Source organism: Arthrobacter sorbitolis, from assembly GCF_054510995.1.
In genome coordinates this window covers 699,219-713,065 of record NZ_JBTNDM010000001.1, presented here as the reverse complement: position 1 = coordinate 713,065, position 13,847 = coordinate 699,219, and the positions used below count along the sequence as shown (strand labels likewise).

Genomic DNA, 13,847 nt, shown 5'->3' with positions numbered 1-13,847 from the left:
GGACGGCGCAGGGGAGCTGACCCGCGGCCGGGAGTGCACGGCTGACCGCCGCGGCCCGCCGAGCCACTGCCTCTCCGCCCGCGAGCAAACCTCCCGGGGAGGCCGGCTCGCCCAGGAGACGTCCCGGGCCGACCGCCGCGGCCTCTCGAGCCACTGCCTCTCCGCCCGCGAGCAGGCCTCCCGGGGAGGCCTGCTCGCCTAGGAGAAGTCCTGGGCCGACCGCTGCAGCATCTCGAGCCACTGCTCGCGCGCCGCGAGCGCCTCCCTGGCAGTGGCGATCTTCTTGGCGTTGCCTGCGCGCTCCGCGTCGGCGAGGTCGTCCTTGAGCTGCGCGATGGTCGCCTCGAGCTGGCTCAGCGCGCTGTTGGTGCGCGCCTTGGTCTCGGGGTTCGTCTTCGTCCAGTGCTCGTCGTCGGCAGCCCTGACGGCGTCCTCCACCTTGCGGAGGCCCGCGTCGATGCGGCCCATGTCTGCCCGCGGGACCTTGCCGGCCTCGTCCCAGCGGTCACGCACCGACTGCAGCGCCTTCTTGGCGGCAGCGAGATCCCTGATGGGCAGGATCTGCTGGGCCTCCCTCAGGAGTGCCTCCTTGGCCGTCAGGTTGCCCGAGTACTCCTCGTCCACGGCTTCGTTCGCGGCCTTGCGGGCCTCGAAGAAGCGGTCCTGGGCGGCGCGGAAGCGGGCCCAGAGGGCGTCGTCGTCCTTGCGGCTGGCACGCTTCGAAGACTTCCACTCGTCCATGAGGTGGCGGTACTCGGCGGCGGTCGAGCCCCAGTCCGTCGAGTCGGAGAGCTGCTCGGCACGGCGGATGAGCGCTTCCTTGGCCTGCTTCGCCTCGGCGTTGTCGCTGTCCAGCTGGGAGAAGTAGGCGCGGCGGTGGCGGTCGAACACCGTCCGTGCGGACCGAAAGCGCTTCCACAGGGCGTCCTCGGTGCCGCGGCCGAGCCGCGGACCGGCCTTCTGCGCCGCCTTCCACAGCTCGAAGAGTTCGTTCATGCGGGTGCTGCTCGCCTTCCACTGGACCGTGGAGGGGTCGCGTCCCGCGAGTTCCTCGGCCTCGGCGACAATCGCCTCGCGGGCGGCGAGCTCCTTCGCCTTCAGGGCGTCCTGTGCTGCCCGCTCCGACTTCTCGAGGCCGCTGATCTCCCCGAGCAGGGCCTCGATGCGCGCCTCGAGCGTGAGCACGTCACCGACCATCTTGCGTTCGCCGACCTGCGCGCGCAGGTGCTTCGCGGTCTTGGCCATGTCCGACGACGGCGCCTTGGCCTGGACGCGCTGCTCGAGGAGGGCGACCTGGCTCACGACGTCGTCGTACTTGCGGACGAAGTAGGACAGTGCCTCCTCGCGGGTCGCGTCGGGGTACTGGCCCACCGGGTGCTCGGCGCCGTCGACCAGGAGGAAGACGTGGCCGTCCTCCTCCACGCGGGCGAACCTGCCGGCTTCCTCGAGGGACGTGCTGTGTGCCGGCGGGGCCGCCAGGGGCTGGGCCTTCTTCTTGACGGGGCGGGGTGCCATGGCGGTGGGCAGCGGCGGGCGCGGAGGGGCGGTGCTCGGCGACGGCGTGCTCAGCGGTGCGGGCTCGGCGGCTAGCGGGACCGACGGCTCGGCCGCAGCGGTGTCACCGGTTGCACGGGTCGCGTCGTCGCCCTCGGGGGATTCCGCCGCCGGGCCTGCCGGGACGTCGTCGCTGGATCCGATCGGCGCCTCGGGCCGGCCGGCGGCGTTCGTGACTGCCTCGGGTGCTTCAGCGACGTCTACGGGAGCGCCCGTTGCTTCGGCGGGCGCCTGCGGTGTTCCGGCGGCGTCTACGGGAGCGCCGGTCGACTCGGTGTTCTCCGAGGCGGCGTCCGTTCCGTCCGATGCTTCCGCGGGTACTTCCGCGGGTACTTCCGCGGGTGCTTCCGTGGCTGCTTCGCCCGCCGATGCCGGCGCTTCGACGTCGGCCGGTCCGCCGGCGCCAGGAGCGGCTTCGGGCTCTACTGCGGCAGACGCCTCGGCCTCCGGGGTCCCCGCGGCGTCGGCTGCCGGGGCATCCGTCCTGTGCTCAGCGGCGACCGCAGGCATCACGGGTTCCGTGTCCTGGACGCCGGTCGCAGGCGCGCCCGGTCCCGGGGCGGAAGCTGTGGACGCGGACATGCTGGCGTCATCGCCTGCCGCAGCGTCCTGCTGCGAGTCCTGGCCGATGGTCGTTTCGTCGGATTGCTGACTGTCTGTCACCGCTAGAAGTCTTTCGCTCGTCGGATGGCCGTGAGCAACGCCGGGGCCATTTCATGCTGGGTCTAGGAGTCTATCGACCCGGTCCGTCGGATAGCGGCGGAAGAGCCCGCCGAACGAGTCTCCTCAGCGCACACCGATCTGCCGGAGCAACGCGGAACCTGCCCTGAGGTTACTTTACCCACTGGCCCCCGATCCTCGGCATGGCGCGGGCCGTATCCGTCCGAGCGGCGGCCGGAGCAGCCGCTTTTCCGCAGGCTCCCACCGGGACCTAGGATGAAGGCCGCAGAACCGGTCCGCGACGCCGCACGCGACGGCGACCGGCCCCCACCGCAGGAGGAGACCTACCCATGGCCCGCAAGGCATCACTGTCCGGCTTCCCCGAATGGCTCCCGGAGGAGCGCCTGATCGAGCTCCACGTGCTCGGGGTGCTGCAGCGGACGTTCGAGCTGCACGGCTTCTCCAGCATCGAGACCCGCGCGGTCGAGACGGTGGAGCACCTCCTCCGCAAGGGCGAGATCGACAAGGAGGTCTACGCGGTCTCCCGTCTCCAGGCCGATGAGGCATCCGCCTCCGAGAGCGGCCTCGCGCTCCACTACGACCTCACCGTCCCCTTCGCACGGTACGTCGTCGAGAACGCGGGCCACCTCGCCTTCCCCTTCCGCAGGTTCCAGATCCAGAAGTGCTGGCGCGGCGAACGGCCGCAGGAGGGGCGTGCGCGCGAGTTCACGCAGGCGGACATCGACGTCGTGGGCGACGGCGTCCTCCCGTTCCGGTACGACGTCGAACTGGCCCTCGCCGTGGTGGAAGCCCTCGGCGCCCTGCCCATCCCCGACTTCACGCTGCGCGTCAACAACCGGAAGCTCGCAGAGGGCTTCTACCGGGCCATCGGACTGGAGGACACCGCCGCGGTGCTCCGCAGCATCGACAAGCTCGAGAAGATCGGCCCCGACAAGGTGGGAGCGCTGCTGCGCGAGGAGGTGGGCGCGACCGACGACCAGGTGCGCCTCGCCCTCGACCTCGCGGGCATCCGCACCGCCGACACGTCCTTCGTGGAGCGTGTGCGCGCCCTCGGAGTCACGAACGATCTCCTCGAGGAGGGCCTCGAGGAGCTGCGCCAGGTGGTCGGCGAGGCCTCACGGCGTGCGCCGGGCCGCGTCGTCGCCGACCTCAGCATCGCCCGGGGGCTCGACTACTACACCGGTACCGTCTACGAGACGGTCCTGAACGGGCACGAGGCGCTCGGCTCGATCTGCTCCGGCGGCCGCTACGACGCCCTCGCCCGCAAGGGCAACCGCACGTTCCCCGGCGTCGGGCTGTCCATCGGCGTCACGAGGATCGTCTCGCGCATCCTCAGCCAGGGATTCGCGACGGTCTCCCGGTCCGTGCCCACCGCAGTGCTCGTGACCCTGGCCGACGACGACGCGTGGTCGCAGGCGCAGGACGTCGCCGCGGCGCTGCGTGGTCGCGGGATCTCCGCGGAGGTCGCGGCGAGCGCCGAGAAGTTCGGCAAGCAGATCAAGTTCGCCGACCGGCGCGGCATCCCCTTCGTGTGGTTCACGTCCGCGGACGGCGGGCACGAGGTCAAGGACATCCGGTCCGGCGAGCAGGCCCCCGCGGATCCGGCCTCGTGGACGCCGCCCGTGGACGACCTCCGACCCGTGGTCACGACGGCGTCATAACCCGCACGGCGTCGAAGCCCGAACGGCTCCGACGGCCCGGTCCGCCGCGCCGGGTGCCCAGAGCCGGGGGTTCTCCGGCGCGGATCTGGGCGGCCGCGCCGGGTGCGCAGGACCATGAGTGGCCGACGCCGACCGCGGCCGCTGCACCGGGCCGTCGTTCCCGCTTGTCGGACGCGGCGTGCCCGGCATCGGCGTGTCCCCGTGCGACACCCGCTGCAGTGCGGGAAACCCGGGAACGACGACGGGCGAGCAGGCTGGACGTGTGCCTCAGGACCTCCCTCGTCGGTGCACGAGGACGGCTGCACGCACGAGGGCCCCTCCGGCGAGCACCGCGACCATCGTGAGCACCGACATCGCCGGAAGGGTGAAGGCCAGGACGAGGCAGGCCACGGCGCCGACGGCGTTCAGCCAGCGCGGCGCGTACCACTGCCGGTCGGTGAGCGAGTAGGCCGCGGCGTTCGCGATCGCGTAGTAGACCAGCACGCCGAAGCTGGAGAAGCCGACGACGGTCAGCACGTCCGTGGCGAGCAGGAGAAGCACGACGACGACGGCCGACACGATGTCCGCGACCCACGGCACGGCGTAGCGGACGGAGACGCGGGCCAGCGCCGGCGGGAGGTCGCCACCGCGCGCCATGGCGAGGCTCGTGCGGCCCACGCCCGCGATCAGGGCGAGCAGCGCGCCGAGGCTCGCCAGCGCTGCCGCCACGGTGACCACGGCGGACAGGACACCCTCCGCCCCTGGCGGCGTCGCGGCATCGACGACGGCCCGCAGCGGCGCCGTCGTCCCGGCGAGGCCGACCGGCCCGAGGGCGTGGAGCAGCGAGAGTGCGAGGAGCAGGTACAGCACGAGCGTGAACCCGAGGGCACCGAAGATCGCCGCGGGGATGGTCCGCCGCGGCTCACGGACCTCCTCTCCCATGGTCGCGATGCGCGCGTAGCCCGCGAACGCGAAGAACAGCAGGGCCGCGGCCTGCAGGACGCCGCCGAGGCCCGCGCCGCCAGGGCCGCGGGTGGGAGTGGCTGCGGGGGAGGTGAACGCCACGACGACGACGAACGCCAGCACCGGCACCACGAGCGAGACGATCACGCGCGTGGCCAGGGCCGTCCGCGTCACCCCGAGGAGGTTCACCACCGTCAGCGCGAGGACCGCGGCCACACCGGCAGCCTTCTCCGCCCCGGGTGCTGCGTACAGACCGAACGTGAGAGCCATCGCCGCACAGGAGGCCAGCTTGCCGGTGACGAAACCCCACCCGGCGACGAACCCCGGCCAGGGTCCGAGCTGCTCCCGGCCGTACACGTACGTCCCGCCGCTGGAGGGATAGCGGACGGCGAGTGACGCCGTCGCGGCAGCGTTGCAGTAGGCGACGAAGCCCGCGAGGACGACCGCGAGGGGCAGCAGCGCCCCCGCCGCCGCGGCAGCGGGGGAGAAGACGACGAACGCGCCCGCGCCGATCATCGCGCCGATGCCGACCGTCGTCGCGTCGAAGCCGCCCATCGCGCGGCGGAGTCCGGGCTGGTCGGTCATGATTCTCCTCCGTGCTCCGTGCTCCGTGCTCCGTGGCGCCGTGCTCCGTAGCGCCTAGTTTCCCCGGCCCCGTGACGCGGTGCCCGTCCGCCCCGGGGGCTGTCCGGGCCCCGGGGACCGGACCGGTAAAGTTGTTCGGGTTTGCACCAACTCTAGGCAGGCGACGCTCGCCTGCGACTCATCGAACGTATCTGTGGGAAGGAATGCTGTGCTCCGCACGCATGAACTCGGCTCGCTTCGGCCCGAGCACGTAGGACAAACGGTCACCCTGGCGGGCTGGGTCGCCCGTCGCCGGGACCACGGCGGCGTCGCGTTCCTCGATCTCCGGGATGCCTCGGGCGTCGCGCAGGTCGTCGTCCGCGAGGAGGACGTGTTCTCCACCCTGCGCAACGAGTACGTCCTGCAGATCGTCGGCGAGGTCCGGCAGCGCCCCGAGGGCAACGAGAACCCCGCCCTTCCCACGGGCGCGATCGAGGTCATCGCGGACACCGTGACCATCCTCAACACCTCCGACCCCCTGCCGTTCCAGATCGACGAGCACGTCGAGGTCGGCGAGGAGGCACGCCTGCGCCACCGCTACCTCGACCTGCGCCGGCCGGGCCCCCAGGCCAACCTGCGCCTGCGCTCCGAGGCCAGCCGGATCGCCCGTGAACTGCTGCACGCGGACGGCTTCGTGGAGATCGAGACGCCCACGCTGACCCGGTCGACCCCCGAGGGCGCGCGCGACTTCCTGGTGCCGGCACGCCTGGCACCGGGCTCCTGGTACGCCCTGCCGCAGTCCCCGCAGCTCTTCAAGCAGCTCCTGCAGGTCGGCGGGTTCGAGAAGTACTACCAGCTCGCCCGCTGCTACCGCGACGAGGACTTCCGCGCCGACCGCCAGCCCGAGTTCACGCAGCTCGACATCGAGGCGAGCTTCGTCGAGGAGGACGACATCATCGCCCTCGGCGAGCAGCTCGTCTCCGCCCTGTGGAAGCTCATCGACGTCGAGATCCCCCTGCCCATCCGCCGCATGACCTACGCCGACGCCATGGCCAGGTACGGCTCGGACAAACCGGATCTCCGCTTCGGGCTCGAGCTGACCGAGCTGACCGACTTCTTCAAGGACACCGGGTTCGGCGTCTTCAAGGCGCCGTACGTCGGCGCCGTCGTCATGCCGGGCGGCGCGTCGCAGCCGCGGCGCCAGCTGGACGCCTGGCAGGAATGGGCGAAGCAGCGCGGCGCGAAGGGCCTCGCCTACGTCCTGATCGACGACGACGGCAGCCTGCGCGGTCCCGTCGCCAAGAACCTCACCGACGCCGAGCGGGAGGGCCTCGCAGCTGCGACCGGCGCCAATCCCGGCGACTGCATCTTCTTCGGTGCCGGCGACCGCACGTCGTCGCGCGCGATCCTCGGTGCCGCGCGCGTCGAGATCGGACGACGCACGGGACTCATCAAGGAGGGCGACTGGGCGTTCGTCTGGGTGGTCGACGCCCCCATGTTCGAGCCCGCGTCCGCGGCGGTCGCCGCCGGCGACATCGCCGTCGGCGGCGGTGCGTGGACCGCCGTCCACCACGCCTTCACGTCCCCGAAGCCCGAGTTCCTCGACACCTTCGACACGGATCCCGAGAACGCCCTGGCCTACGCGTACGACATCGTCTGCAACGGCAACGAGCTCGGGGGCGGATCCATCCGTATCCACCGCCGTGACGTCCAGGAGCGCGTGTTCGCCGTCATGGGCCTCGGTGCCGAGGAGGCGCAGGAGAAGTTCGGCTTCCTCCTCGAGGGGTTCAAGTACGGCGCGCCTCCCCACGGTGGGATCGCGCTCGGGTGGGACCGTGTGGTCTCCCTGCTCGCCGGCACCGACTCCATCCGGGACGTCATCGCCTTCCCGAAGTCCGGCGGCGGCTTCGACCCGCTGACGGCAGCGCCCGCGCCGATCACGGCCCAGCAGCGCAAGGAAGCCGGCGTGGACGCGAAGCCGAGGGCCGATGCGAAGACCGACGCGAAGACCGAGCCCGGGGCCTGACCGTCACGCCGGCGAATCCGGCACGCAAGGAAAGGGCGGGGCACCCGGGTGCCCCGCCCTTTCCGTCGGCGCCCCGGGCTGATCGCTGTCGGACGAATTGTGACGGTTCATCCGCGGGAGTGGCCGCTGTGTGAAATAATCGGCGCAGTATGTGCTCCGGGGTCGGTGTAAGTCCGAACCGGCGGTTATAGTCCGCGACCCGTCCACGAGCTGCGCACCCGCGCGGTGAGTGAACGGTTGAGCCGGTGGAATTCCGGGACCGACAGTCAAAGTCTGGATGGGAGAAGCACGCACAGCAGGGACTTGCCGCTGCCCGGGAACGGGTGACGGCCCTGTCACGGCCTTGCCGCGGCAGCGCGTCCCTCCTTCTTCCATCCCCGGAGCCGTCGTATCGGCGAAGGATCGGCATGGACTTTCTGCAGTGGCTCTTCGAAGCCCGCATCCCCGTAGGCAACGGCTCCCTCCTGCTCCGCGAAGTGGTGGGCAACGTCTTCGGCCTGCTCAGCGCGTTCGGTGGCATGCGTCGCCGCGTCTGGGCGTGGCCGGTCGGCATCATCGGCAACCTCCTGCTCCTCACGGTCTTCCTCGGTTCGCTCTTCGGAACGGCGAGCGCCGTAAACCTGCTGGGGCAGGCCGGGCGCCAGGTCATGTTCATCGCGGTCTCGATCTACGGCTGGCGACAGTGGCAGGCCAGCCGGAACCGTGGGGGACAGGCCGTCGTCCCGCAGTGGGCCGGCAGCCGGGCGCGCATCGGGATGGTCGCCTTCCTGCTTCTCGGCACCCTGGCGCTGACACCGCTCTTCCGCACGCTCGGTTCCTACGAGCCCGTGTGGGCCGACGCCTGGACCTTCGTCGGGTCGCTGCTCGCCACCTACGGCATGGCCAAGGGTTGGGTGGAGTTCTGGCTCGTGTGGGTCGCCGTGGACATCGTGGGCGTCCCGCTGCTCTTCAGCGCCGGCTACTACGCCAGCGCCTTCATGTACATCTTCTACGGCGGCTTCACGCTCGTGGGCTTCTTCGTGTGGGCGCGCGCCCAGCGGACGGCCAAGCCCGGCGTCGAGACGCTCCTCCCGGATCCGACCCTCCGGTGAGGACCACGGCGCACGGGGTCGAAGGGGTGACGCCGGCGGAGTCGGCGGCGCTGCTGCGTGCCCTCGACCTCGCCGCGTGCGGCGTCCGGGGCGCCAATCCCCTCGTGGGCGCCGTGCTGCTCGCCGAGGACGGCACCGTCCTCGGCGAGGGCTACCACCGGGGAGCGGGCACACCGCATGCCGAACCCGCCGCCCTCGCCGATGCCCGTGAACGCGGCAACGACCCGCGGGGCGCCACCATGGTGGTGACCCTGGAACCGTGCGACCACACCGGCCGGACCGGTCCGTGCAGTGCGGCGCTCCTCGAAGCCGGCATCGCCCGCGTCGTGTACGCGGCCGACGACGTCAACGGTGCAGCGGCAGGAGGCGGGCAGAGGCTGCGCGCCGCGGGGGTCGACTGCGTCGCGGGCCCCGAGGCCGCGCGCGCCCGGGAGCTGAACGAGCGCTGGGCCGCTGCCACCTCCGTGCGGCGTCCTTTCGTCACGCTGAAGTCGGCGCAGTCCCTCGACGGCCGGGTGGCCGCCCGGGACGGCACGAGCCAGTGGATCACCGGCGCCGAGGCCCGCGCCGACGGCCATCGGATCCGTGCGCTGGCCGACGCCGTCCTGGTCGGCACCGGCACCGTCCTCGCCGACGACCCGCGGCTCACCGCCCGGCCGGGTGCGGTTCGGTCCGGGGACGCACGCACCGGCACCTCACACGTCGGGACCGCGCACACCGGCACCGCGCACACCGGCACCGCGCCGTCCGGCACCGCGCGGTCCGGAACCGCAGCATCGGGGACCGCGTCGGCGCGGAGTGGCGGCCTGCGCGTCGTCATGGGCCGCACCGCCGTGCCCGGCACCGCCGCGATCCGCGGCCAGGGGTTCCTGCACCTGCCGACCCGGGATGTGCACGAGGCCCTCGACGGGCTGTACACCCGGGGCGTCCGCCACCTCCTGGTGGAGGGAGGCCCCCGGATCGCCTCCGCCTTCCTCCGGGAGGGCGTGGTCGACGAACTGTTCAGCTATGTCGCCCCCCTGATTCTCGGCGACGGCGCGCCGGCGTTCCCCGACCTCGGCGTCGAGACCCTCCCCGGCGCGACACGGTGGGTGCCCGACGACGCCGGCGGCCCCGCCGTCGTCCGGCTCGGTGCCGACGTGAGGCTGCACCTGCGGCCCCCGTCCTCCGCCCCCTAGGCTCACGCGGCCTCCCACCGCGGCGTCGGCTCTCCTCCCGCAACCCCATCCGAAGGAAGTACCAGTGTTCACAGGAATCGTGTCAGAGCAGGGCAGCGTCGTCTCCCTCGAGCTCGCGCCCGACGGCGAGAGCGGCCTCCTCGTCGTCGAGGCGCCGGAGACAGGGAAGGGCCTCGCGCGGGGAGCCTCGATCGCCGTCAACGGCGTCTGCCTCACCGCCGTCACGCTCGACGGCGTCCGCGTGGGGGTCGACGTGATGGGCGAGACCCTCCGCCGCACCACCACGGGCGGGCTGGAGCCGGGAGCCCCGGTCAACCTCGAGCGGTGCGTACCCGCCGGCGGCCGGCTGGACGGGCACGTCGTCCAGGGACACGTGGACGGGATCGGCGTGCTGCTCGAGCGCGAGGACCTCGGCGCATGGCACCGGCTCCGCTTCGGGCTGCCCGCGACGCTCGGCCGGTACGCGGCGGAGAAGGGCTCCGTGGCGATCGACGGCGTCTCCCTGACCGTGACCGCCGTCAGCCCTGCGGAGGACGCCGAGCAGTGGTTCGAGGTCGGGCTCATCCCGACGACGCTCCGAGAGACGGGCCTCGGCGCCAAGGCCCCGGGCGACCCGGTGAACCTGGAGATGGATGTGCTCGCCAAGTACGCCGAACGGCTCCTCGGCTTCGCCGCGGCCGACGCGCGGCGGCAGGACGCCGGGGGGGCGCAGTGACGGCACGCGTCCCGGCCGCTGCCGAAGGGCCGGTCCGGCTCGATCCGGTCGAGGCCGCCATCGCCGCCCTCGCCGCAGGGCGTCCCGTCGTCGTCGTGGACGACGAGGACCGCGAGAACGAGGGCGATATCGTGTTCGCGGCCGAGGACGCGACACCGGAACTGATCGGGTGGACGGTGCGCTGGACCTCGGGCGTGCTGTGCGTGCCGCTGCGGGCGGACGACGCCGACCGCCTCCTCCTGCCGCCGATGACGGCGGTGAACGAGGACTCCAAGGGCACGGCGTACACGGTCTCGTGCGACGCTGCGGCCGGGGTCGGCACGGGGATCAGTGCCGCCGACCGCGCACGGACCGCGCGCGTGCTCGCCGACCCGGCCAGCGGTCCGCGCGACCTCACCCGCCCGGGGCACGTCTTCCCGCTGCGTGCCGCGCCGGGGGGCGTGCGCGAGCGGCCGGGCCACACGGAGGCCGGCGTCGAACTCTGCGTCCTCGCGGGCAAGCGGCCCGCCGCCGTCATCGCCGAACTGGTGCACGACGACGGGAACATGATGCGCCTGCCCGCGCTCCGCAGCTTCGCCGACGAGCACGGTATCCCGCTCGTCTCCATCGAGGACCTCGTCGCACACCTCGGGCACGCCTGAACGATCCCATCGACCGCAACATCCACCGCAGTCCCACCGAACGAAGGAGAACCATGAGCGGCCACGGAGCACCCAGCATCGACATCAGCGCACTGACCACGCCGGGGGGCGCACCCCTCCGGCTCGCGATCATCGCCGCGAGCTGGCACACCGAGATCATGGACGGCCTGCTCGACGGCGCCCGCCGTGCCGCTGCCGACGCCGGGGCCGACGTCACCGTGATCCGCGTCCCCGGCAGCTTCGAGCTGCCCGTCGCCGCCGCGCGCCTCGCACCGCACGTCGACGCCGTCGCCGCCCTCGGCGTCGTCATCCGCGGCGGCACCCCGCACTTCGACTACGTGTGCCAGGCGGCGACGTCGGGACTCACCGACGTGAGCGTGAGCACCGGCGTGCCCGTCGGGTTCGGTGTGCTGACCTGCGACACCGAGCAGCAGGGGCTCGACCGCGCAGGCCTGCCCGGCTCCTCGGAGGACAAGGGCTACGAGGCGGTCTCGGCGGCCCTCGCCACGGCCGCCGTCCTCCGCCCCTGGACCCCGTAGCCCGGGACCCGGGTCCGGAGGGTCGGAACGCGGGTCCTGGGCGCGATCTGCCCGACGACGGCGGCAGGCTGCCGGAGGCGTCCGTCACACGACGGCGGCCGCGGGCCGGGGCGGCCCGGCGAGCCGATAGCCTAGGGAGGTGAAAACCTTTGAATCCCTGTTCGAGGAACTCAGCGCGAAGGCCGCCGACCGCCCGGCCGGCTCCCGGACCGTCGCCGAGCTCGACTCCGGCGTGCACGGCATCGGCAAGAAGGTCGTCGAGGAGGCCGCCGAGGTCTGGATGGCCGCCGAGTACGAATCCACGGAGGACGCCGCCGAGGAGATCTCCCAGCTGCTCTACCACCTGCAGGTCCTCATGCTCGCGAAGGGGCTCACCCTGGAGGACGTCTACAAGCATCTGTAGCCGCGCCGGCGTCACCCGCCCGCGGCCCCTGCTTGCCCTCTCCTCCTCCACCGAAGGATTCCTCCCATGCTCCGTGTAGCAGTCCCCAACAAGGGCGCCCTGTCCGAGGCCGCGTCCGCCATGCTCGCCGAGGCCGGCTATCGCCAGCGCCGCGACCCCCGCGAGCTCGTGCTCGTCGACCCCGAGAACGAGATCGAGTTCTTCTTCCTCCGCCCCCGCGACATCGCGGTGTACGTCGGTTCGGGCACGCTCGACGTCGGCATCACCGGCCGCGACCTCTTCCTCGACGCGCAGGTCAAGGCGGAGGAGCTCATGCAGCTCGGTTTCGGCGCCTCCACCTTCCGGTTCGCCGGTCCCGTCGGTGACTTCTCCTCCGTCGACCAGCTCGAGGGCCGCAGGCTCGCCACGAGCTACGAGGGACTCCTCAACGACTACCTCGCCGAGCGCGGCATCACCGCGTCCGTGGTCCGGCTCGACGGCGCCGTCGAATCCTCGGTGCGCCTCGGCGTCGCCGACGCGATCGCCGACGTCGTGGAGACCGGCAACACCCTGCGGGCCGCGGGCATGGAGATCTTCGGCGAACCCATCCTGCAGAGCGAGGCCGTCCTCATCGGCCGGGCCGGCTCGGACGCACCGGCAGGGCTCGACGTCCTGCTGCGGCGCCTGCAGGGCGTCCTCGTGGCACGCCAGTACGTGATGATGGACTACGACATCCGCACGGAACTCGTGGACCGGGCCGCGGCCCTGACGCCCGGACTCGAATCGCCGACCATCTCCCCGCTGCGGGACTCCGAGTGGGTCGCCGTCCGTGCGATGGTCAAGCGCAACCGGACCAACCGCATCATGGATGAGCTGTACGACCTCGGCGCGCGCGCCATCCTCGTCAGCACCATCCACGCCTGCCGGATCTAGGGGCAGCCGTGACCGTCGCCATCCGCGTCATCCCCTGCCTGGACGTCGACGCAGGGCGCGTCGTGAAGGGCGTCAACTTCGAGGACCTGCGCGACGCCGGCGATCCGGTGGAGCTCGCCCACCGGTACGACCGCGCAGGCGCCGACGAACTGACGTTCCTCGACGTCACCGCCTCCTCCGGCAACCGCGAGACGACCTTCGACGTCGTCGCGCGGACCGCGGAAGAAGTCTTCATCCCCCTGACCGTGGGCGGCGGAGTCCGCGAGATCTCCGACGTCGACCGCCTCCTGCGCCACGGTGCGGACAAGGCGTCGATCAACACGGCGGCCGTCGCGCGCCCGTCGGTGATCGACGAGATCACCGCGCACTTCGGGGCGCAGGTCCTCGTGCTCTCCCTCGACGCGCGCCGCACGCGGGACGGCAGCACGCCGTCAGGCTTCGAGGTGACGACCTACGGGGGCCGCAGGGGCACCGGGATCGACGCCGTCGCCTGGGCCAGGGAGGCCGCGGACCGGGGCGTGGGGGAGATCCTGCTCAACTCGATCGATGCCGACGGCACCAAGGAGGGCTTCGACCTCGAGCTCATCCGGGCCGTCCGGGTCGCCGTCGGTGTGCCGCTGATCGCCTCCGGCGGGGCCGGTAAGCCCGAGCACTTCCCGCCGGCTGTCCAGGCCGGAGCCGACGCCGTCCTCGCGGCCTCCGTCTTCCACTTCGGTCCGATGGATGCCATCGCCCAGGTCAAGGCGGCCATCCGCGAGGCGGGGTTCCCCGTCCGGTAGGGCGTCCGGGGGCACCCGGCGCGGCGGCCCAGACCCGGTTGTGCGTCCGGTAGGGCGTCCGGGGGCACCCGGCGCGGCGGCCCAGACCCGGGGCGGCGTTCCCACGGTTCTGGGCACCCGGCGCGGCGGCCCGGACGGACAGGTGCCGACAGGTGCTGGTG

Annotated in this window: 12 protein-coding genes and 1 riboswitch; of the genes, 10 read left to right on the top strand and 2 right to left on the bottom strand. The window is 72.3% G+C overall.

What is annotated here, in order from left to right:
- Positions 1-198: 198 nt before the first annotated feature.
- Positions 199-2,217, bottom strand: a complete 2,019-nt coding sequence (locus ACX80K_RS03395; RefSeq protein ID WP_459270444.1) for a DUF349 domain-containing protein — start codon at positions 2,215-2,217, stop codon at positions 199-201.
- A gap of 347 nt (positions 2,218-2,564) precedes the next feature.
- Between ACX80K_RS03395 and hisS the strand changes: the two genes are divergently transcribed.
- Complete coding sequence (gene hisS / locus ACX80K_RS03390) at positions 2,565-3,896, top strand: histidine--tRNA ligase (protein WP_459270443.1); 1,332 nt, start codon at positions 2,565-2,567, stop codon at positions 3,894-3,896.
- Between the two features lie 267 nt (positions 3,897-4,163).
- Here hisS and ACX80K_RS03385 read toward each other — a convergent pair whose 3' ends face one another.
- Positions 4,164-5,423 (bottom strand): APC family permease, encoded by a 1,260-nt coding sequence (locus tag ACX80K_RS03385; protein WP_459270442.1) that lies wholly within the window; start codon positions 5,421-5,423, stop codon positions 4,164-4,166.
- Between the two features lie 208 nt (positions 5,424-5,631).
- Here ACX80K_RS03385 and aspS point away from each other — a divergent pair, with 208 nt between their 5' ends.
- The 9 genes from aspS (at position 5,632) to hisF (ending at position 13,686) form a co-directional block, all read left to right on the top strand.
- Complete coding sequence (gene aspS / locus ACX80K_RS03380) at positions 5,632-7,428, top strand: aspartate--tRNA ligase (protein ID WP_459270441.1); 1,797 nt, start codon at positions 5,632-5,634, stop codon at positions 7,426-7,428.
- A 148-nt stretch (positions 7,429-7,576) separates the two neighbouring features.
- Positions 7,577-7,721: riboswitch (FMN riboswitch) on the top strand.
- A 114-nt stretch (positions 7,722-7,835) separates the two neighbouring features.
- The gene (pnuC, locus tag ACX80K_RS03375; RefSeq protein ID WP_459270440.1) at positions 7,836-8,519 is read left to right on the top strand and encodes a nicotinamide riboside transporter PnuC; all 684 of its coding nucleotides are present in this window, start codon (positions 7,836-7,838) and stop codon (positions 8,517-8,519) included.
- Positions 8,516-9,697: a bifunctional diaminohydroxyphosphoribosylaminopyrimidine deaminase/5-amino-6-(5-phosphoribosylamino)uracil reductase RibD gene (gene ribD, locus ACX80K_RS03370; protein WP_459270439.1), complete on the top strand. Its 1,182-nt coding sequence runs from the start codon at positions 8,516-8,518 to the stop codon at positions 9,695-9,697. Before pnuC ends, ribD begins: the two co-directional genes overlap by 4 nt.
- 64 nt (positions 9,698-9,761) lie before the next feature.
- Entirely contained in the window at positions 9,762-10,412 is a 651-nt protein-coding gene (locus tag ACX80K_RS03365; protein WP_459270438.1) for a riboflavin synthase, read from the top strand.
- A complete protein-coding gene (ribB, locus tag ACX80K_RS03360) occupies positions 10,409-11,053 on the top strand; it encodes a 3,4-dihydroxy-2-butanone-4-phosphate synthase (RefSeq protein ID WP_459270437.1) in 645 nt (214 codons plus the stop codon). Before ACX80K_RS03365 ends, ribB begins: the two co-directional genes overlap by 4 nt.
- A 53-nt stretch (positions 11,054-11,106) precedes the next feature.
- A complete protein-coding gene (ribH, locus tag ACX80K_RS03355; protein ID WP_459270436.1) occupies positions 11,107-11,592 on the top strand; it encodes a 6,7-dimethyl-8-ribityllumazine synthase in 486 nt (161 codons plus the stop codon).
- Between the two features lie 139 nt (positions 11,593-11,731).
- Positions 11,732-11,995, top strand: coding sequence for a phosphoribosyl-ATP diphosphatase (locus tag ACX80K_RS03350; RefSeq protein ID WP_104179555.1), 264 nt, complete (start codon positions 11,732-11,734; stop codon positions 11,993-11,995).
- A gap of 66 nt (positions 11,996-12,061) precedes the next feature.
- Entirely contained in the window at positions 12,062-12,907 is an 846-nt protein-coding gene (gene hisG, locus ACX80K_RS03345; RefSeq protein WP_459270435.1) for an ATP phosphoribosyltransferase, read from the top strand.
- A gap of 8 nt (positions 12,908-12,915) precedes the next feature.
- Positions 12,916-13,686, top strand: a complete 771-nt coding sequence (gene hisF, locus ACX80K_RS03340; protein WP_459270434.1) for an imidazole glycerol phosphate synthase subunit HisF — start codon at positions 12,916-12,918, stop codon at positions 13,684-13,686.
- Positions 13,687-13,847 lie beyond the last annotated feature (161 nt).